Raw genomic sequence first — 21,892 nt, forward strand, 5'->3', positions numbered from 1 at the left:
TATGAGTATTGTATTTTTAAACGATTCGTTTATGCCAATGGAGCAGGCAAAAATTTCCCCTATGGATCGTGGTTTTTTATTTGGTGATGGCATTTATGAAGTGATCCCATCTTACGACACAAAACTAGTTGGCTTTGCCCCTCATATTGCACGTATGCAAGAAGGTTTGGAGTTAATTGGCATAAAGCTTGACTGGAATGTCGATAAATGGCGCGAAGTCGTTGAGTCGCTTATTGAAAAAAATGGTGGTGGCAACCTAGGTATCTATTTACATGTTAGTCGCGGTAACGATGGTAAACGCTCTCATGCTTATCCTGAAAATGTAGCTCCGACCATCTACGCTTTTGCCTTTGATATTCCTGCGGCTACGGTTGCAGATAAAACCATTACAAAAACCTATAAAGTAAATTCAACAGAAGATTTACGTTGGAAACGTTGTCATATTAAATCGACAGCTTTATTAGGAAATGTAATGCATTTTCAACAAGGCTTTACTGATGGTTGTAATGAAACATTACTATTTAACGCGAATAACGAATTAACTGAAGCAAGTTCTTCAAATGCTTATATTGTTAAAGATGGTGTAATTACAACGCCACCTTTAGACAATCAAATATTACCAGGTATTACTCGTTTAATTTTACTCGATATCCTTGCAAAAGATGGTTCACTGAAAGTTGAAGAACGTGTTGTTACTATGGATGAAGTTGAAAACGCGGATGAAATTTGGTTAACCAGCTCGAGTAAAGAAGTCGCTCCGGTAATAGAATTTAATGGTAAGCAAGTTGGTAACGGTGAAATTGGCAATGTGTGGTTAACCGCACAAACCCTTTATAGCGCAGGAAAATACAATTACTAATGGCCCGTCCTACGAAAGCTTTAATTAGCAAAAGTGCTCTACGTCACAATTATAAAGTGGCGCAGTCATTGGCACCTGATTCGAATAATCTAGCTGTGATAAAAGCGAATGCTTATGGTCATGGTGCCGTTGTAATTGCCTCTATATTAGAGCCTTTGGTACCTGCTTTTGGAGTAGCTTGCATTGAAGAAGCTATAGAACTGCGTCAAGGTGGTATATCTAAACCCATATTACTATTAGAAGGCATTTTTAGTAGTGATGAAGTAGAAATAGCAGTAGCTAACAACTTTTGGATTATGGTTGATAATTCCCAACAAGCAAACTGGGTGTTAAACGCTAAAATATCAGCGCCGGTAAAGGTTTGGTTAAAAGTTGACACAGGTATGCATCGACTAGGCCTTCAACCTAACCAAGTTAATGACATTTATTTATCGTTAAGAGCAAGTGAAAATGTTTACGATGACATTATATTAACGACTCACTTCTCCAGTGCTGATGAGCATGCAAGTTCTGCAACCTCAAATCAAATTGCAGTATTTAATCAGACAAAGCTACAGCTCCAAAACTGTTTAGGCAAAAATGATGTTATACCTTGTAGTTTAGCAAATTCAGCGGCTTTACTTGCTTTTCCTGAAACACGTTTAAATTGGAACCGCCTTGGTTTTATGCTTTATGGAAATTCACCTTTAGATCAAGATAATGAAGCGTCAAAAAGTTTAATGCCTGTGATGTCACTTAAATCGGCAATCATTTCGATTAGAGAAGTATCTGCAGGACAGTCCGTTGGTTATAATCAATCTTGGACCGCAACAAGAAATACTAAAATAGCCACTGTAGCAATTGGTTACGGTGATGGTTACCCAAGGAGTGCTAAATCTGGAACTCCAACATTAATTAATGGCCAACGAGCACCATTAGCAGGGCGTGTTTCTATGGATATGATCACTATAGATGTGACTGATATTGTAGATGTTAAACTCGGTGATGATGTTATTTTATGGGGAGCAGAGCTTCCCGTTAATGAAATTGCAGAATTTTCTGACACCATAGGCTACGAAGTATTAACGAGATTGTCGAGTAGGACACCTAGTATCCTAATCGATTAGTTATCAATAAAAATTATATTTAATCCGATTGATATAGAGCTATTTTCTAACTGGTTTATGTTTTTTATACAGGGTTTGTTGGTTTTTTCTGCAAACAATCAACTTTTATTAAATTATTTAGAAATATTTAGATTTAGCACTTTACAAGTGCGCCGTCAGTCTTTAATATTCGCAGCAACTCGGTGAGATGGCTGAGTGGTCGAAAGCACCGGTCTTGAAAACCGGCATGGGTTTGTAGCCCATCTAGAGTTCAAATCTCTATCTCACCGCCATATTAAGAAAAAAGCTCAACCAAAAGGTTGAGCTTTTTTCGTTTTAGAATTGAGATAAAAACCATAGGGTTTGTAGCGCTAATCCAATATAGAGTTCAGCCTATAACATACCGCCATATTAAGAGAATAGCCCAACACCAGTTGGGCTTTTTTTATCCAAAATTTAGAGCATGGGTTTGTAGTGCTAATCCAATATAGAGCTCAGCTTATAACATACCGCCATATTAAGAAAAAAGCTCAACCAAATGAGCTTTTTTCGTTTTAAAATTGAGATAAAAACCCATTGGGGGGGGGTATAGCCAACTCATACTAAAGAGTTCCAAAAGATGTATGGAACATTTTTTCACGAACTTTTTCGCCCGTAGGGTAAATTATATGGACGTAATTTATACAATCTCTATGTCCTGGCTTTGTATGCCTCCCCGTCAAAACCACATAGCTTCATCCATGAAGCGAACCGCTATATTTGAATAAAAACCTAAGAAAGGCATCGGTTTATAGCACGGAATCTATCTTAGAGTTCCCAAAAAAGGTGCCGAGTATATTTTAAATAATTGTAAGTTTGTATTTCTACACAATAGTCAACCTGTTATTTATTGCGATAATTGGTTATGCTTAAAATATCAACAAATAGTTATTTATTGATGAACTGAGGGTTTTATGACGATAAATATTAAACTAACAGTCTTATTTATGGTGTTTAGTTTCTCCATGCTTTTATCTGCATGCTCATCTCATCCCGAGCAAGCTACCTTAGTAGATATTGATACAAGCAATTTGTTGTATGATGACGCTTTCCCAACCCACTCAAACTTCTCAATTGAAACAGAAAAGCAAATTTATGCTCTAGATGATGTTATGCAAAAATTTGTTAGTTCTCGCTTATTGCATGAAGAAGACCCATACAAACGAGCACGTTTGTTGTTAAAGAAATTATTTCATCGTTCTCCAGAAGATTTAAGATATCAAAATGGAGCTAATTTAACCGCACAGCAAGCATTTCATCAAAATACAGCTAATTGTTTGTCCTTGACTATTTTGGCCTACACGTTGGCTAAAAAAGCGAATTTAAAGATTGAGTTTCAAGAAGTGCTAATCCCTGAATATTGGGTAAGAGATGGCAATTATAATTTGTTAACCGGGCATGTAAATATCAAGGTTGTTGGAAATTTGAAAACCACGAATACAATAGTATGGGGCAATAAAGAAACCGTTATTGATTTTGATCCTTATAATGTGAAAAAACATTTCCCTAAAAATCTCATATCCAAAAGCAGGGTAACAGCAATGTTTTACAATAATAAAGGAGCACAAGCACTGGTAAGAAGTGAGTATGATTTAGCCTACGCTTATTTTAAAGCATCTATAGAACAAGAGCCTAACTTTAGCCCTGTTTGGGGAAACCTTGGGTTACTTTATAAGACGGTTGGCCTTAAGGGATATGGAGAGCAGGCTTATTTTGCTTCGGTAAATTTTAATTATAAAAATTATAATGCCTGGAATAATTTAGCTATATTAATGTCAGAACAAAATAGACATGAAGAAGCTAAACAGATTTATAGCTTTATTCACAAAGCTCGGATGAAAAACCCGTATTACCATGCGTTATTAGGTGAGGAAGCGTATTATAATGGTGACTACAAAGTAGCCATTGAGCATTACAAAAAAGCCAAATCAATGACCGATAAAGAACATGAGTTTTATTTTGGTTTAGCTAAATCTTTTTATAAATTAGGTAATTATAAAAAGTCAGAATTTTACCTACTAAAAGCTAAACGGTATGCCAATTTCAAAGATATAGAGGACAAATATCAGCACAAACTTAATTTATTATCTCGCTTGTAATGGCAAGAATAAGTAAACGTATAAAGGCTTTAATAGCGGGGGGATTGGTTTATTTCTTCTGTATTCATCTACTTGCTTTTGAAGCTGACAACTCGCAGTTAATAGATCACCTTAAACAGCTATCCTCAAAAGAATTTTCAGGGCGTTATCCAGGCAGTAAAGGTCACGCACTAGCCTCTAGATATATTGCCCAAAATTTATCACCAGCGAATCACAACAGCACTTTTTTTAGTGAACCTTTTCATTATGATTATGGTTTTAGCCGCAAAATAGGGGTAAATCATATTTTTATTAGGCAAGGTAAGCTTTTTAAAAATAAATTTATCATTATTTCTGCGCACTATGATCACCTTGGAAAAAAAATGGGGAAAATTTATTACGGCGCTGACGATAATGCTTCGGGTACGGCAGCACTATTAAGTTTAAAGCCCTGGCTAGAATCTATAGATACTAATTATACGCTAATTCTATTAGCGACTGATGCTGAAGAATATGGTTTTAAAGGCGCGAAAGCTTTTTTGTCAGAGTCCAAAGTTAGACAAAAAGATATTATCTTCAATATAAATTTAGACATGATTTCTTATGGAAAAAAACATAAAGCATTGTATATAGCTGCTTCCAGAAATCAACCTGAGCTTAAGTCATTAGTCGAACAGGTAAATAAAATATCCCCTGTAAAGTTCATATTTAAAAATAAACTGGACAGTAATTCTATTTCGTCATTAAGAGCATCAATCAATTTACATAAAGCGAGTGATCATTACGAATTTCATAAAGTCGGCATACCATATTTATTCGTAACAGGTGATAACCATAAGAATTACCATTCCCCCAAGGATACGTTTAAAAACATTAACCTTGGCTTTTATTCAAATGCCTTTGAAAGTATTAAAAATCTTATCTGGGAAGTAGATCAAAATTTATCTCAAAAAACTGCAATATGAACATCATAATTAATCCATTTACGCTATAATCTGTTTTTATTTTTAAGTAACAGCTAAGTATAATTACTATAAGCTCAATCCATGAGGCCGATAATATGGATAAAAAATTCATTACCGCACAAGAACTTCTTGAAGATTCATTTCGTGTTGCACATAAAGTATATAAAGATGGTTTTAAACCGCAGTTCATTATCGGAATTTGGCGTGGTGGCGCACCGATTGGTATTGCAGTACAAGAGTACTTTGATTACAAGCAAATCGAAACTGATCATATTGCTGTTCGTACTTCGTCATATTACGGTATTAACCAGCAAGCAAAAGAAATAAAAGTACATGGCTTACATTACCTTATTGAAAATGCTAATGCTGGTGACTCATTATTAATTGTTGACGATGTTTTTGATTCAGGCCGAAGTGTTGCGGCCTTGATTGAAAAAATCCAAGAGCAAATGCGGTTAAACACGCCAAAGGATATTCGAGTTGCCTGCCCGTGGTATAAACCACAAAACTCAAAAGTTGATATTGTACCTGATTACTATGTGCATTCTTCTGATGAATGGTTAGTGTTCCCGCATGAATTATCGGGATTGACTAAAGAAGAAATTATTAATGGCAAGCAAGATTTGACCAATATTCATGACATATTATTTGAAGAATAATAAATTGTTATGATTTATATGAATAGGGCACTTAGGTGCTCTTTTTTGTTTTCAGAGAAGATGGAATGTAAACTGCCACGGATGGTGATAAATTAGTAAAACTTCAGGGATGAATGATAACAATTTACCATGAAAACGTTAAAATTTAAGCGTTTTATGACGGAAGGAGTTTAGTATTAATTCGTATGGTACAAAATTATATTTGAGTAAGGGAAATAAAAAAGGTCTCACAAGAGACCTTTATATCATCAAACTAATTACTTATAACTAGAATGTGTATGTAGCGCCAACTAATGCTGTTGTGCCTGAATCTTCCATTCCAGTTCCACGGTTAGTTGGAGCATCAGAGATAGCATCACCGTATGAAGTTGCTAAAACAGCACCGATTAATGTCCATTGTGGAGCAATATTATATGTGCCAATAAGACCTACTGAAACGTTTGTAGTGCTTTCACCGCCAGAGAATAATGGGTCACCAGAATTCGCATTTGCACCATAGTAGAAGTAGTTAACTGAATCTTCTGATAATGATTCTGCTTTTACCATACCCGTTAATGTTCCTTTAGCTGACGCTAAGAAGGTATAACTAGCAGTGATATGCATTTCACCACCACTGTCTTCTTCAGACGAAGCGAGTAAAGATGCATCTAATTTAAACATACCTGATTTCCACTGGGCGCGAACACCAGCTAAACCTGTATCGTCTACTTCATGCTCTATCCAAGGACCGTCACCACGATCATAACCTTTGCGAGATTGCGCAACCAAACCAACACGGAAACCTGTATCTTGAGGTTTCCAAGCCCACCAACCTAATTTGTTGTATTCGAAGTAAAACGTATCGTTGTAACTTACATTAATTAATGGCACTCCAGTTGATTCGGTATCATCAACACCAGCAAAAGTAGGCGCATTAACAACACCTAAACCTACAGACGCTTTCCAGCCAGATTTAGCTTCAGTTGGAGTATCTGGTACATCACTAACACTACCTGCAACACCAGACCCACCAGCCATAGCTGAAGTTGACGCTAAAAGTAGCGACGTAACTAATAATTTTTTCATTTTATTATCCTTAAATACAAATACAAACCTTGTGGAAGGCTAATTATTTTTTTAAAGGGAATTTACTTAATTCCTCTAGTTATTAAGTATTAGTTTAAAACGCAAACTATGCAAGAAAAAACATCTAAAGGTTACAATTTTCTAAGAAAAATCATAAAGTTGTAATTAGCTGATTACAAACAAGGTTAAAAAACAACCTAACCAAGAGGTTTTTATTTAAATATATTCATATAAAGCTTGCCTAAATTAAATTTATTACTAACAATCATATACATAAAACCTTTAATGCTAGGCGTTGTTAACTTTGAATCAAAAGCAATTTGCTTGTTATGAGTGTGATACATTAATAACAATCACTTCTATTAATGAAGGTGAGGTTGCTAGTTGCCCTAGGTGTCATCATCATATTGTAGATAAAAAATATGATTCAATAAATCGTACCCTGGCAATTAGTGGCACAGGTCTTTTGTTGTTTATCCCAGCGACATTTTTCCCACTTATGTCAATGCAGTTACTTTCTGTAGAAAGCTCTGCAAGTTTAATGTCTGGAATATCTGCATTATGGCAAACAGAACTTTATCTAGTAGCAACCTTAATCTTCTTATTTTGTGTGTTGGCACCTTTGGTAAAATTAAGTGCAGCGTTTTTTGTTACTTTAGGGTATAAACACAAGCGCCATCAACATCCTTTCTATAAACAATTAATGTTGTTTTATCATCACGTTGATAGCTGGGAAATGCTAGAGGTATTCTTGATAGGAATATTAGTATCTATTATAAAACTTAAAGATATGGCCGATTTATCCTTTAATTTAGGACTGTTATGTTTTAGTGCATTTATGCTTTGCGTATTATCATTAAAGGTAACTTTGGATAAACAGATGATCTGGGATGATCTTGACTATGAGCACTGATTTAAAATCCAGCAATCAAGAAAGTAACACAGCTAAAGCCCAAGGTTTGGCCCAATGCCATGTGTGTAACCTTTTGATTGATATTGATGAATCAATAGATAATTACTGCCCAAGGTGTGATAGTAAAATTCATATGCGTATATATGATTCTTTACAACGTTGTTGGGCGTTAACTATTTGCTCTTTAATTGCATTCATTCCTGCCAACGCATATCCCATTATGACCATTCTTTACTTTGGCAAAGGCCAACCAGATACCATACTCTCTGGTATTGTATTATTACTTAAGTTTGGTATGTACCCGATTGCAGCTATTGTGTTTATTGCCAGTTTTGTTGTGCCATTAGCTAAAATCATCGGATTGTTTGTTTTGCTACTATCATTAAGAAACAAATCCAAACTTACCAAACAACAGCGTACTAAAATGTATCGCTATATAGAATTATTTGGCCGCTGGTCAATGTTAGATGTATTTGTAGTGGCTTTATTAGTCGCCTTGGTTGAAATAGGTGCCGTTGTTGAGGTTGTTGCCGGGCCGGGGGCAACGGCTTTTGGAATTATGGTAATTTTAACTATTTTTGCTGCCAATAGCTTCGATCCACGTCTATTATGGGATGAAGAAGACAATGAAATGGCATTAACTAAAGAGAAGAAAAATAAAAGATGAGTGAAGAACAAGCTGTTATTTCAAATAAATCACCAATATCGTCGATCTGGTTATTGCCTGTTTTGGCAGCGTTAATTGGTTTATGGTTGTTATTCAAATCTTTCAGTGATGCTGGAATTGATATAGTAATAAAAACAGATAGTGCTGAAGGCATTGTTATTGGAAAAACCGAGCTTCGCTACAAAGGTTTTCCAGTTGGGCTAGTGACAGATTTAGATTTAGAAAACCTAAATACAGTATTAGTTTCTGTTGAAGTTAATAATAGTGTTAAACAGTATCTTTCAGAAAACTCTCTATTTTGGTTAGTTAAACCAGAAATTAGCTTATCTGGTGTATCAGGCCTTGATACAGTAATTACCGGGAATTATTTCGAAATATTACCTGAAGAAGGCACTAAATTAGTAAAAGAGTTTGTCGCATTAAAACAACCGCCACCTAAGTCTGAAGACTCCCCAGGATTACATGTAACTCTACATTCTAAAGAGCTCGGTTCAATTGCTCACGGTAGCAGTATTTATTACAAGCAAATAAAGGTAGGGGAAGTATATGGTTATGATATTTCCGAAGATAAAAGCCATATTAAAATTAATCTGTTAATTGATGAAGAGCATAAAGATTTAATAAAACTTAATACACGTTTTTGGAATGCAAGTGGCATTGAAATGAAAGGAGACTTGTCTGGTTTTAAATTAAGAACTCAATCTTTAGCTTCAGTGATAGGTGGTGGTATCGCATTTTATACCCCAGAAATCGGAGATATTAAAACCAAAGTTGAAAACTTTACCGAATACCCTTTATATGAAGGCTTTGATGAAGCTAAAGCAGGTATTGTGGTTAAAATGAATTTTCCCCGCAATAGTGGCATAAAAGCAGGGATCACTAAGGTTATCTTCGAAGGTGTAGAAGTGGCAACCATAGAAGACTTTGTTTATAACCAAGCTAAAGGTGGCGTTACAGCATCAGTGTTATTTGATCCAAGGCTAGAGCCATACTTACTAAGTGAGATGGAGTTTTGGTTGGTAAAACCAAGTATCAGCTTAGCAGGGATTTCTAATGTTGATCGATTGCTTAGTGGCACCTATGTTTCTTTTCGCATAGGAGGGGGGGAGCCAACAAGAGAATTTGATGTGCTACCTTCTGTACCGGCATTAAAGTATTCTGAAGAGGGATTACACCTTAATATTGAAGCAAACAGTGTCGACTCCTTAGCCTTTGGCTCTCCTGTATTTTATAAAAACTTAAAGGTAGGTAGTGTTCAAAATCATAAATTATCAGAAGACCAGCGATTTTTTAATGTACATATACATATTGAAAAAGAATACGTACATTTAATTAATTCCACTTCAGTATTTTATGAACAAGGGGGACTAGAGGTTTCAGGCTCATTAAAAGGCTTTACTGTCAAAACCTCACCGCTACAATCAATGCTAGTTGGCGGAGTGTCTTTTCACACCATAGATTTTGATGATGCACAAACGGTAACAAATGGTACAACGTTTGAATTAAACAGAAATTTTGAAGATGCTTTAAATACTGAACAAGTTACGATCACTGCAGCAATTAAATATGAACTTACCGCGGGAATTACCAAATTAATGTTTGCTGATAAACATATAGGCACTATAAAAGATATAACGCCTAGTTCAGATCTTAAATCTTCTATTATTTCTATTGGCTATCATCGTGATTATAAAAATTTATTTAAGGAAGATTCGAAAGTTTGGATTGTCGAGCCTAAACTTTCCACTGGTAATTTAGCCGGATTCAATGCACTACTAACCGGAACTTTCATACAGGTTAAGCCTGGTTTTAGTACAAAATATAAAAATCATTTTAAATTGCTGGCTAAAGCACCTCCATCGTCTGCAGATGATAGCGGTTTACAAGTACGCTTTAAATTAAAAGATGCCGATTCAATTGAAAAAGGCACGCCAATTTCATATATGAAAATGGTTATAGGTATAGTAGATACTGTTTATTTTAGTGACGATGGCATGCACGTAGAAGTAGCTGCTACCATAGAGGACAATTTTAGACATTTAGTTAGCAACACATCCCAATTTTATCAAAGTAGTGGCATAAGAGCTCATGCAGATATGACAGGTATGACAATACAAACGGAAAGTTTGCAGAGCATTATCAGAGGAGGGATTGCTTTAGATAATGAGCGTGCAAATTTAGATGATTTAGCCGAAGAAATGACAGAATTCGTATTGCATCCTAACTTCGATACAATGAATCAATCAGGTACAGAAGTGACGTTAACCTTTAATGAAGTTGTAGACATAAAGGTTAATGCGACTGTTCAATATGCAGGGCATATTGTCGGTCATGTAATGTCAGTGAAACTCAATGAAGCATTAACGAAAACTAAGTTATTATTAACATTAAGTAAAGACCACTCTAAATTAAGTTCCACAGGCTCTAAGTTTTGGTTAGTTAAACCTGAAGTTAGTATGGCAAGAGTAGCTAATGCGAAAGCATATTTTACCGGAAATTACATTGGTGTTTTAGCGGGTAATGGTGAACAGATAACAGAATTTACTGGCTTATTAAATGAACCGGCAACAACAGCAAAACCTAATGGAATTAATATCGTTTTAACCAGCAATGTTAAAGGTTCAATCAATATCGACAATCCAGTTTATTATCGACAAGTAAAAGTAGGACGAGTTCTAGGTGTGAACCTTAATGAAAATTCTGATGGTGTTTATATTTATATCAATATAGATGATCAATATACGCAGTTGGTGAATAACAAAACTGAGTTTTACAATGCCAGTGGTATAAAAATTGATGCGGGTTTATTTTCTGGTGTCAAAGTGGACACTACATCTATTGAAGCAATTTTAGCTGGTGGTATCGCATTCGCTACGCCGGAAGATCCAGAAGCAACAGCAATTGAAAATGGACACACATTCAATTTAAATTCTGAAGCTGAAGAAAGTTGGCATGACTGGAAACCAGTGTTAACGAAATAAAAAATGATGATTAAGTAAGGCTGCTAATTAAGTAGCCTTAATTTTATCAACGGATTTAAAATAGCTGTTTATTGGCTATAGAGTTAAACAAGGGCGTATTCCTTACACTGAAATGTCCGTTAATGTTAATTAGTGGACATTTACTTTCAAAGTATTTAACATAGGCTGTAATGCTGTTACTTAATAAAAATTAAGATTTGGCATTTATAACCATTAGCATTCAATAATAATAACTTTGGTACTTTTCTATGTCAGATGTTTTCAACGCTGAGCCATTATTCGATTCTCATCGCTATTTTCAACTTATCCATAAAAATACATTGTTCTGTGATGACAATCCTAATGTTAAAATTTTTGTCGAGCAAGCTTCTCAAACTGTTCCAGATGCATTAGAAGATTACCGTTACACTAAAGAGTTTCTTCAATCTAAAGGTCGACGAAATGAAGCTACCTATAATTTATTTCGCGGTGAAACTGAAAAGTTTTTATTGTGGTCATGGCTTATTGCAAAAAAATCTGTGGTGCAATTAAAACGTCGAGATCTAGAAACCTACATCGATTTTATTAATAAGCCACCACATTATTGGATCTCAGATAATGTGTATCGTCGCTTTGATAATCGCAACGGAATTCGTGATATCAACCCTGACTGGCGCCCGTTTGCCATCAAAATTCCTAAGGCGCAACGTTTAGCCAATGTGGACCATAAGCAAAAAAAACTAAACTACAAATGCTCTCAAGATACACTAAAAGCAACATTTTCAGTGCTTAATGTTTATTACGACTACTTGGTTACTGAAGATTACGCCTTTGGTAATGCTATTGCCTCAGTTAAAAAAGATTGCCCGTTTTTGATCAAAGACAGCTCATTTACCGAAGTTAAGCGTTTATCAAGCCTACAATGGGATTATATCCTTGAAAGCGCCACAAAAATGGCCGATGAAAATGAAGATCATGAACGCACCCTTTTTATCATAGCAAGCCTCAAAACCTTATATCTACGTATATCAGAGCTTTCAGAACGCAATAATTGGGCACCTGTTATGGGCCATTTTTGGCAAGATAAAGACAAGAATCACTGGTTCAAAGTATTTGGTAAAGGCTCTAAACAACGAGATGTATCGGTGCCTGACTCCTATCTTTTATATCTGGAACGTTACCGGGAATGTCGCGGCTTATCAGGCTATCCATTATCTAGTGAAACAGATCCGTTGATCCATAAACTTAAAGGCTCTGGCGGTATGACATCGCGTCAATTACGCAGAATTGTTCAACAAGCATTCGACTTTGCCTTTGAACAAATGGTTAAAGAAGGTTTTGCTAATGAAGCACAAACCTTAAAAGAAGCAACAACCCATTGGCTTAGACACACTGGTGCGTCGATGGATATAGACTCCAGACCTTTAAAACATATGGCTGATGAACTTGGCCATGCAAGTATGGGCACAACCGATAGAGTTTATGTACAGTCAGATCACCTAGAGCGTGCTAAATCAGGTAAGAAACGGCTAATAGAAAGTAGATAATGAGACCCTGAAATAAATTCAGGGAATGGTGTTAAGGGTTAATTTCAGATCAACCAAGCCACTAGCGGCTATTCAGCCGCTTTAAAGGTATGTGAATTTGGTAGGGTTAATGCTAATGCGGGGTCCAGTCTGACATTATGCCAATTTACCCGCCAATCAAGGTGCGGACCAGTTGAGCGCCCTGTCGAACCAATTTCAGCAATTGCCTGACCTTGTAGAACTTTATCACCAACTTCAACTCTGCTTGCGCTTAAATGCAAAAATGTTGATGTAATACCGTGACCATGATCAATAATCAATGTGCCACCAGAATAAAACATATTAGGCGACCAAAGTGTGATAATACCTGCAGCCGGAGATTTTACCGCAGTACCTTTGGGGCCAGCATAATCTAAGCCATAATGCGGATTTTTAGGAACACCATTATAAATACGCTGGCTACCATAAACGCCAGTGATCCTGCCTGTAGATGGCGCTTTAAAACCATGGGCAAAATCAATATTATCTGAAGAAATTGCCCTTGCGGCTCTAATTTGTATACTGTCTTTAGTAATTTGCTTAAGCGCCTCAGCGCTTGGCTGCATAATTTTTTTATCAATGCCTTCAATACTTTGTACATTATACTCGCGTTTAGAAGGTGTTAAATATTGGACCAACTCTTTACCTTCGGAATTTATAATTTTAAGCTCATGGGTTTGTTCATCATCTCTAGAAAAACCTAAGGTAAATAAGCCATGGCGAGATACTTTTAATGGATCTTTATCGAAATAAACTTCACTGCTAGGACTCGTTGAACCTACAACCAATCCACCTTGAGTGATGTCACCATCTAGCTCAAGTAAAACCTTAGCTTTTGCAGATTGACTCAAACACACTAATAATAAGCCCGATACTAGTTTACTAACTGGAAACTTCTTATGCACTTGCTATTGCTCCTTTACCTACACCTTCAAATGCTACAACTCTATAGTTATTAGCATCGTTTGCAGCTTTTAATTGTCTGGCAATATAATCTGCTAATAGTTCAACTGTAGAATCACAATCAACTATTTCTAGTGTGCCTGCTCTAACCGCAATGTCAAACCTTCCTTGCGGTGCATAGTAAGAAAAGTATTGGTGATCGGGTTTTAATTTACCCTTAGCTTGTTCTGACAGTTCTACTTGGCTTAGCTCAATTTGATCTGACACTGTTGCTAAGTAAATATCTTGCCAGCGATTGCACCACATTTGCTCAAGATCCGTTGATCGGACATCATTTTCATAAATATGAATGGTAGAGCGATGCCCATGTGCAATTCGTTGACAATTTCCATCATGTTTTTTCAAGCCGTGGGTATAATGGTAGTATTCACCATTTATATTTTCAGCGCGCAACGTTAATTCGATTCCCTGAACATTTTCTGGAAGTTGTTGTTTTATAACACTTTCCAGGTAACGCGTTACGCTAAGTTCGTTTATATAGTCAGTTTCAATTTGAGCAAATGCAGCACTTGGTGATTGTAAAAATATACCATTATCTTTTACGTCGAAATCAACATATAAATGATCACTACGGTTAGATTTTGAAATTGAAATATCAGAGTTTTGTGTTGGCAACACTAATTTGTGATCAACGCTGTCATCAATAATAGCTTTGATTTGTTTTTTAACAATGCCAAAATCTAATACCATGCTTTCAGCATTTAAGTCGCCAGATAATAGCACGTCAACTATCCAACTTTCACCGACAACTCCCCTTTCACTACATAAATAAGAGAAATCAATTACGGTTAAATCATTAACAAACAGCTGCATGTTCTTCATCAACCTTGCCCTACTTTACTTGCCATAAAATTTGTTCATTAGCACGAATAGGTACAACAACATCGTTACCAAACGGCATAGTTGCTGGAACGTCCCAGCTTTCTTTAACTAATGTAATTGAATCAGTATGACGTGGTAACTTATAAAAGTCAGGGCCGTTGAAACTGGCAAAACCTTCAAGTTTATCCAGTGCATTTTCTTGCTCAAACACTTCAGCATATAATTCTATTGCAGCATGGGCTGTGTACGCTCCTGCACACCCACAAGCGTTTTCTTTATTCGCTTTGGTATGTGGTGCTGAGTCTGTACCTAAAAAGAACTTAGTACTACCACTGGTTGCTGCTTCTACTAACGCTTGTTGATGAGTATTGCGTTTAAGTACTGGTAAACAGAAGTAATGTGGGCGTATACCACCAACTAACATATGATTGCGGTTAAATAATAAATGATGTGCTGTTATTGTGGCAGCTACGTTTTCACTAGCGTTATTAACAAAATCTACAGCATTTTTTGTGGTGATGTGTTCAAGTACAATACGTAAATTTGGAAAGTCTTTCACTACGGGTGTTAAAATCCTGTCTATGTAAGCTTTCTCACGATCGAAAATATCTATGTCGTTATCGGTTACTTCCCCATGTAGCAATAACGGCATATCTTCCGCTTGCATCGCTTCCAGCACTGGGTAAATATTTTTAATGTCAGTCACACCCGATGCAGAATTGGTTGTAGCGCCGGCAGGATATAATTTAGCCGCGTAAACAATACCACTTTCTTTGCAATCTTTAATGTCTTGTGCCGTTGTATTATCTGTAAGATATAACACCATTAAAGGTTGAAAGTGCTCAGTTTCGTTAACCGCTTGAATTCTATCAAAGTACTCTTGTGCCTGCTCAGCATTCATTACCGGTGGAACCAGGTTTGGCATGATGATTGCGCGGCCAAAATAACGGCCTGTGTCTCTCACTGTATCTTTTAGTACTTCGCCATCGCGTAAATGTACATGCCAGTCGTCTGGACGAGTAATTGTTAATGTAGTCATAGTTTCCAACTTATTCAGCTTAATTTATAGTAAGCAAATTTATATATTTGTGTTGCGTTGATTTTATCTTGCCCTAATTTTTAAGACAATCAAATCAACACTTTATTGCATTTTAGTTAAATATATTAACTAAAATTTATTTACTGTTTCTGCTTGATTCAGGCTTTCTTCCTGCTTTAGCTTTTCGTCTTCAGCAGCGGCAAGTAGTTTCATTAACTGATCTTTTAAGTTTGGCGGTACTTTATGAATAGTTAAAGAGCCTTTTAACGGGTTGTAGGTAACATCAGTACCAAAGTGCGAGCGTTCAAAACTCACGCTGATGCCAGCACCAAAGCCGGAATATTTTGTTACTTTGTTAATTACGGCTTGATCATGCGGAAAGCTATGTTCAATTTCATATTCATTTTCTTTACAGAAGTTAAAAAACTCATCGCCATTATCTTCATGCGGAATAGCTTGCGATAACTCTTGTAAGTCAACTTCTTTGCCTGTTTGTTGTTGTTCTTTACAATAAGAAAGCAATTCTTTTCTGGTATTTTGTTTTTCTTCAGGGTTTAGTTGATTTACATTTACAAAATCTTCAACCGCTTGTACTAATACGTGCGATTGTTGCTTAGGATCAACGCCTTCTTCACAACCCAAAAAGTCTAAAAAGAAATCTGATACTTTTCGGCCGGCACGCCCTTTTATAAAAGAGATATAACGTAATTTCTCAGGTGAATCAGCATAATCAAATAAATCGATTCTGGCTGCTAGTTGCATTTTAGAGCTATCAATATGTTGATCAGCAGCTATATTTAACTCACCATCAACGTAGTAATGTTCAGTAACAGGCAATAAACAGACAAATAAGTAACGGCCACCGAGCATTTCATAGTGGCAAGTTACTAAATAACCAGTTTCAGCAAGATCATATTTTTCAAGTTCTTGTTTTAATCTGATACTGGCCTGATTTGAAAACGGGATAAATTGTTCTTGATCGTCTAAATAATCTTGCATCAACTTTTTAAATGGTTGTGATACATCTTCACTTGCTTCATCTTTAAATGAACCGTAGGCTTTACTCCCCTTACTGTTATAAGTATTGTGAAGAGATTCAATGAAATTTGTAATTTTTTCATTGATTTCAATCAGCCCTTTACTTGATGTTATTTTAACTTCGGTACTATTTTCTGCTTTAGTTAGATAATGCAGATCGATATTGGTTATAATTAAACTCATAATAATTGGTCAGTTTTAACTTGTGTTAGGTTTTGATAAACTAAATGCTATTAAACTAAAAACCCTTAAAAAGGATGTAATTTAAAAAATAATGCCTATTGTATCTAAATATTCTAATGAACGTGTAGAAAAGATTGTTCAAAATTTAATTGATGTACTTGTAAAGGAAGAAGCTTCTACAGATCTTGCCTTGATGTGTCTTGGTAACACTCTATCAACAATTATAAATAATCAAGTTCCAGAAAAACAAAGAGACGCTATTGCTAAAAACTTTGCCAATGCATTAGCTCAATCAACAAAAACAATAAAATAACAAAATTTCGCGAATATTTATATGGTTACTACAGAAAATAGTTCATACAGTAAAAGGTTATTGCATCTTATTAGTTGGGGACATTGGTTTACCTTCTTTAATGTCGGTGCCGCAATTTTAATTGCTGTTATATTTCTTCATGCTGAAGGCATACCCGAAACATTAATTGGCAAAGCCTATATGCTAACCAATTGGTTTAGTCATATGGCTTTTTTAACTTTTATCTGTTTTGTTTTAACTGTATTTCCGCTTACTTTATTGTTCCCTAAAACAAGGTTTATTCGCGGCGCCGCATCGTTTGTCTTTAGTTTCGCCCTATGTTTATTGGTCATTGACGGTTTTACCTATGCTGAACTTGGTTATCATATAAATACCGACTCAAGCTCGCAGATATTTGCATTGTTAAAGGAAAAGTTTCAATTTGGAACGCTTTCTTTGACCACCTTAAATTGGATAATATTTATTGCCATTTTATTATTTCAATTAGTGATGAGTAATTATTGTTGGAAGCACCTTAAAGAATTACAGCAACTCAAAGCACCTAAATATTTGGTTGGTGTATTTGTTTCTTCTTTCTTTATTTCTCATATAATCCACGTGTGGGCCGATGCAGACCTTGAATACAGTGTATTAAGGCAAGACACTGTATTACCGTTCTCTTATCCTTCTACGGCAAAAACCCTGCTCACAAAATATGGTCTATTTGATCGTACAGATTATGTTCAACGCAAAAATAATCCTTTCTCATTTACCAATAAAACGCCTGATTACCCGGAACTTACAGAGGTATGCAAAAACATAAATACTCCACAACGTTCTACATTTTTAGTGTTAAATGATAAAGTTTTAACTGAAAAGCAACTCAACCAATTTAATCAAAGCTCAAGTGTAAAAGGTAGTAACTTACTAAATTACATCGACAATGCGAGTAGTCATGATGCTTGGTTTAACCTGCTCTATGGTCTTCCTACTATTTATCAAGAAGATATGAAAGCTCAGCAAGCTGAACCTATGTTGTTCCAGCAAATTAATGCTGCACAGTTAACTACGTCAATTAATGTTTTTGCCAGCAAAGACGGTAACTCAGATTTACCATTGTGGCTTTCGAATTTATTTACCAATCAAAGCCAATACGAAGATATATCGAGCTTTCTGTTTGCTGATAAATTAAATGGTTTAAAACCTGGCTTGCATGTTTTCTATTTTTCAGGTCAAACCGATTATCAATATGAACTGTTTGTAAATGCGTTATTACTAGCGCAGCAACAAAAAGATTTAAAAGATATCATCTGGCTAAGTTCTTTAGGTAACGATTTAGATAAAACTACATTAACACCAAAACCTGCTCTATTTATCTTCGCTGAAAAGCAAAGTCGAGCAATTAATGAATTAACGAGTGTTATGGATGTACAAAGTACTTTAATGCGAAATTGGTTTAATTGCCGTTTAGATTACAAGCGCTACAGTAACGGCCATAACATTTATCGAGTAAATGATGACCGATTATTTGCTAATACAGCTGAAAACGGTTTATTAGTGATTAAGAAAGATAAAAATTTATTTATCGATCAACAAGGAAATTTCGAAACTTATTCGACTCAACTCGATACATTAATTAGTGAAGATTCTGATTTTCCAATGCTTATCGATGGCGTAAAACTAATTAATTCATTTAGTTTACAAAACAAATCAATAGATCAGAACAAGAATTAAACAATCAAACACTTAAGTTCAATTTTAGCTATGCAACCGCTAAAAACTTAATTACTATTGAAGTGTCATTTATATGGTTCTTTATAGATGGTGTATTAATTGAAAATAGTCGGGGTGTAGCGCAGCCTGGTAGCGCGTGCGTCTGGGGGACGTGAGGTCACAAGTTCGAATCTTGTCATCCCGACCAATTTCAAAATATTTAATAATAAGTACACAAGTTACTAATTCCTAATATCCCGACCAATTTCAAAATATTTAATAATAAGTACACAAGTTACTAATTCCTAACATCCCGACCAATTTCAAAATATTTAATAATAAGTACACAAGTTACTAATTCCTGATATCCCGACCAATTTCAAAATATTTAATAATAAGTACACAAGTTACTAATTCCTGATATCTCGACCAATTTCAAAATATTTAATAATAAGTACACAAGTTACTAATTCCTAATATCCCGACCAATTTCAAACTTAAAAATATTTTATTTAAAAGATGTCTTTTCAAAAGGGTCTCACCACGTTCTTAGTTTTTAAAACGTTATGAATAGATTTCCCAAATTCACCTCAATTAACCGTTAACCCTTCTTATTTTATTTACCTGCTATACTTATTTTAAGCATTCATTAAATATGTTTCGCTCAGTTGTGCACTCTCCCCAAACCGCACTTGTTTAATGAATATTTTTCAACACTGAACAACGCGGAGAACCTTATGGTACGCCATTATTATTTAAGCAATGATTTGGATGAATTAGAAGACGTTGAAAACGAGCTTCTAAAAGAGGGATTTACCACACCGCAAATGCACGTATTAAGTGAAAATGATGCGGAAGTACAAAAACACCATCTACATGAAGTAGAGTCGGTATTAAAAAAAGATGTGGTCCATTCGACTGAAGTTGGCGCTTTAGTTGGCTTAGCTGGGGCTGCATTAGTTTTAATTACGGCATATTTACTCGAGTGGACAAATGGCGCAGCTGGATGGATGCCTTTCATATTCTTAGCTGTAGTTGTATTAGGCTTTTGTACTTGGGAAGGTGGATTTATAGGTATTCAACGTCCTAATGTTGAGTTTGTCCGTTTCCAAAAAATGTTGGCTGAAGGTAATCATATATTTTTTGTTGATGCTGAACCTGAGCAAGAACCGCTGCTAAAAAGATTGATGAAACATCATCCAAATTTAGTGGTTGAAGGACTTGGGGAAGCCACACCATCATGGGTGGTTAGAGGCCAAGACAAGTATCATGACTTTATGAAAACCATGCCATAACATACTATGTTCATATAAATGCCGTGTATTATTAATGTTATACGGCATTTTTTATTTTTAACTTATCGAAATTAAGCTTTCTGCTTAATGATCCTTCTTCTAAAAGTTAAATTCTGTAATAACAGAAATTTCAAATACTTGTGGTCAAATACCAAAAATAGACTATGTTTAATAAAGATAAAATTATTTGGTCTTTTCGTAGTTTGTAGTGGAAACCCTAAATAAATAATTAGAACTGGTAATGCCATAGAAGCATAAATAACAGTAATAATAATTTAAAAGGATTCATATGGTATGGCAATTGCGATTGTTATTCTTATACTCATACTAGCGACAGTAATTTTTCACTTCTTAAGCCCTTGGTGGTTTACTCCCCTCGCCTCTAACTGGAGCTCTATTGATGGCACCATAGATATAACTCTGTGGGTCACAGGTATTGTTTTTGTTTTAGTTAATTTATTTCTTGCTTACGCTGTTTATAAATTCCGTCACAAAAAAGATCAAAAAGCAGATTATGAGCCTGAAAATAAAAAACTAGAGACCTGGTTAACAATCATAACCACTATCGGCGTTGCCGCAATGCTTGCACCCGGTCTAGTTGTTTGGTCTGAATTTGTTCATGTACCAGAAGATGCAAAGGAATTTGAAGTTGTTGGTCAACAATGGAGTTGGAATTACAGATTTCCAGGTGAAGATGGCTTACTAGGTAAAATTGATAATACCGTTATTTCTGCTCAGAACCCTTTTGGTATTAGACCTGATGATCCTAATGGACAAGATGATGTGCTAATAAACTCTAACGAAGTTCATCTGCCAATAAACCAACCAGTCAAAGTTTTGCAACGTTCGAAAGACGTATTGCATAATTTTGCTATCCCGCAATTTCGGGTAAAAATGGATTTGGTACCGGGAATAACAAGTTATTTTTGGTTTACTCCAACAAAACTAGGAACTTATGATGTTCTTTGCCAAGAGTTATGTGGCATAGCTCATTACTTAATGCGCGGAAAAGTGGTTGTTCAAACTGAAGCTGACTTTAATATCTGGTTAAGCAAATTCCCAACCTTTGCTGAATCCTTACAACGGCCCAAAGGTGACGTAGTCGCTGGTAAAAAGCACTATCAAGCGTGCGTTGCTTGTCATGGCGTCGAAGGTTTAGGTAATGAAGCAATGAATGCTCCAAAACTCGCGGGTCTTTCTTCTTGGTACAGTAAGCGACAATTACAATATTTTAAGCACAATGTAAGAGGATCATCCTCAGAAGACACATTTGGTGCTCAGATGGCGGCCATGTCGGCAACTTTACCTGATGATAAAGCCATTAATGATGTTTCAGCATATATACAATCCTTACCTAACAATAAAATGAAACAGCGTACAGAAGCTGATAGTAGCAAAGGTAAAATTTTATACCGTAATTGCAGTTTTTGTCATGGCAATAATGGCGAAGGAAATTACGCATTGAATGCACCAAGGCTTGCCGGTCAACACGACTGGTATTTAAAACGTCAGTTGCTTAATTTTAAAAATGATATTCGTGGCAAACATGAAGGTGATCTTTACGGCAAACAAATGGTGCTTATGTCGCGTCTATTACAAAACGATGATGCAATTGAGCAGGTTTTAGCTTATATCAATCAACTGCAGCCAATAAATAACGAACAAAACAAAGCCGTTTTGCAAGAATAACAA

18 protein-coding genes and 2 tRNA genes are annotated in these 21,892 nt (G+C 35.7%); 15 read left to right on the forward strand and 5 right to left on the reverse strand.

Annotation, left to right across the window (positions count from 1 at the left end):
- Position 1 precedes the first annotated feature (1 nt).
- The 6 genes from RI844_RS03900 to RI844_RS03925 all read left to right on the forward strand — a co-directional run bounded on the left by RI844_RS03900 (position 2) and on the right by RI844_RS03925 (position 5,685).
- Positions 2-859 carry an aminotransferase class IV gene (locus RI844_RS03900; protein WP_348397158.1) on the forward strand — a complete coding sequence of 286 codons (858 nt, stop codon included), beginning with the start codon at positions 2-4 and terminating at the stop codon, positions 857-859.
- Positions 859-1,965, forward strand: a complete 1,107-nt coding sequence (gene alr / locus RI844_RS03905; RefSeq protein WP_348397159.1) for an alanine racemase — start codon at positions 859-861, stop codon at positions 1,963-1,965. Before RI844_RS03900 ends, alr begins: the two co-directional genes overlap by 1 nt.
- 181 nt (positions 1,966-2,146) lie before the next feature.
- A tRNA-Ser gene (locus RI844_RS03910) sits at positions 2,147-2,237 on the forward strand.
- Positions 2,238-2,897: 660 nt separating this feature from the next.
- On the forward strand, positions 2,898-4,082 hold the full coding sequence (locus RI844_RS03915; RefSeq protein WP_348397160.1) for a tetratricopeptide repeat protein: 1,185 nt from the start codon (positions 2,898-2,900) through the stop codon (positions 4,080-4,082).
- Positions 4,082-5,026 (forward strand): M28 family peptidase, encoded by a 945-nt coding sequence (locus RI844_RS03920; protein ID WP_348397161.1) that lies wholly within the window; start codon positions 4,082-4,084, stop codon positions 5,024-5,026. Before RI844_RS03915 ends, RI844_RS03920 begins: the two co-directional genes overlap by 1 nt.
- Positions 5,027-5,121: 95 nt before the next feature.
- On the forward strand, positions 5,122-5,685 hold the full coding sequence (locus tag RI844_RS03925) for a phosphoribosyltransferase (protein WP_348397162.1): 564 nt from the start codon (positions 5,122-5,124) through the stop codon (positions 5,683-5,685).
- A 267-nt stretch (positions 5,686-5,952) separates the two neighbouring features.
- Here the strand turns inward: RI844_RS03925 and RI844_RS03930 are convergent, their stop codons facing one another.
- Complete coding sequence (locus tag RI844_RS03930) at positions 5,953-6,750, reverse strand: MipA/OmpV family protein (protein ID WP_348397163.1); 798 nt, start codon at positions 6,748-6,750, stop codon at positions 5,953-5,955.
- Positions 6,751-7,054: 304 nt separating this feature from the next.
- Between RI844_RS03930 and RI844_RS03935 the strand changes: the two genes are divergently transcribed.
- The 4 genes from RI844_RS03935 (at position 7,055) to RI844_RS03950 (ending at position 12,837) form a co-directional block, all read left to right on the forward strand.
- Positions 7,055-7,663, forward strand: a complete 609-nt coding sequence (locus RI844_RS03935) for a paraquat-inducible protein A (RefSeq protein ID WP_348397164.1) — start codon at positions 7,055-7,057, stop codon at positions 7,661-7,663.
- Entirely contained in the window at positions 7,653-8,330 is a 678-nt protein-coding gene (locus RI844_RS03940; protein WP_348397165.1) for a paraquat-inducible protein A, read from the forward strand. The genes RI844_RS03935 and RI844_RS03940 overlap by 11 nt, the downstream gene beginning before the upstream one ends.
- A complete protein-coding gene (locus RI844_RS03945; RefSeq protein WP_348397166.1) occupies positions 8,327-11,311 on the forward strand; it encodes a PqiB family protein in 2,985 nt (994 codons plus the stop codon). Before RI844_RS03940 ends, RI844_RS03945 begins: the two co-directional genes overlap by 4 nt.
- Positions 11,312-11,559: 248 nt before the next feature.
- On the forward strand, positions 11,560-12,837 hold the full coding sequence (locus RI844_RS03950) for a tyrosine-type recombinase/integrase (RefSeq protein ID WP_348397167.1): 1,278 nt from the start codon (positions 11,560-11,562) through the stop codon (positions 12,835-12,837).
- Between the two features lie 68 nt (positions 12,838-12,905).
- Here RI844_RS03950 and RI844_RS03955 read toward each other — a convergent pair whose 3' ends face one another.
- From RI844_RS03955 to yejK, 4 genes are all read right to left on the reverse strand, one after another.
- Positions 12,906-13,760 carry a M23 family metallopeptidase gene (locus RI844_RS03955; RefSeq protein ID WP_348397168.1) on the reverse strand — a complete coding sequence of 285 codons (855 nt, stop codon included), beginning with the start codon at positions 13,758-13,760 and terminating at the stop codon, positions 12,906-12,908.
- Positions 13,753-14,631: a 6-carboxytetrahydropterin synthase gene (locus RI844_RS03960; protein ID WP_348398314.1), complete on the reverse strand. Its 879-nt coding sequence runs from the start codon at positions 14,629-14,631 to the stop codon at positions 13,753-13,755. Before RI844_RS03960 ends, RI844_RS03955 begins: the two co-directional genes overlap by 8 nt.
- Positions 14,632-14,650: 19 nt before the next feature.
- Entirely contained in the window at positions 14,651-15,679 is a 1,029-nt protein-coding gene (gene pyrC / locus RI844_RS03965) for a dihydroorotase (protein ID WP_348397169.1), read from the reverse strand.
- A gap of 129 nt (positions 15,680-15,808) precedes the next feature.
- Positions 15,809-16,900, reverse strand: a complete 1,092-nt coding sequence (gene yejK / locus RI844_RS03970) for a nucleoid-associated protein YejK (protein ID WP_348397170.1) — start codon at positions 16,898-16,900, stop codon at positions 15,809-15,811.
- Between the two features lie 91 nt (positions 16,901-16,991).
- On the opposite strand from yejK, the gene RI844_RS03975 reads away from it, so the two are divergent.
- The 5 genes from RI844_RS03975 to coxB all read left to right on the forward strand — a co-directional run bounded on the left by RI844_RS03975 (position 16,992) and on the right by coxB (position 21,889).
- Positions 16,992-17,213, forward strand: coding sequence for a YejL family protein (locus RI844_RS03975; RefSeq protein ID WP_348397171.1), 222 nt, complete (start codon positions 16,992-16,994; stop codon positions 17,211-17,213).
- 21 nt (positions 17,214-17,234) lie between these two features.
- Positions 17,235-18,926 carry a DUF3413 domain-containing protein gene (locus RI844_RS03980; protein WP_348397172.1) on the forward strand — a complete coding sequence of 564 codons (1,692 nt, stop codon included), beginning with the start codon at positions 17,235-17,237 and terminating at the stop codon, positions 18,924-18,926.
- 110 nt (positions 18,927-19,036) lie between these two features.
- Positions 19,037-19,113: transfer RNA gene (locus tag RI844_RS03985), tRNA-Pro, on the forward strand.
- A 529-nt stretch (positions 19,114-19,642) separates the two neighbouring features.
- Complete coding sequence (locus RI844_RS03990; protein ID WP_348397173.1) at positions 19,643-20,200, forward strand: NAD/FAD-utilizing enzyme; 558 nt, start codon at positions 19,643-19,645, stop codon at positions 20,198-20,200.
- A 294-nt stretch (positions 20,201-20,494) separates the two neighbouring features.
- Positions 20,495-21,889 (forward strand): cytochrome c oxidase subunit II, encoded by a 1,395-nt coding sequence (coxB, locus tag RI844_RS03995; RefSeq protein ID WP_348397174.1) that lies wholly within the window; start codon positions 20,495-20,497, stop codon positions 21,887-21,889.
- Positions 21,890-21,892 lie beyond the last annotated feature (3 nt).

The organism is Thalassotalea fonticola, assembly GCF_032911225.1.
In the GTDB taxonomy this organism is placed as follows: domain Bacteria; phylum Pseudomonadota; class Gammaproteobacteria; order Enterobacterales; family Alteromonadaceae; genus Thalassotalea_A; species Thalassotalea_A fonticola.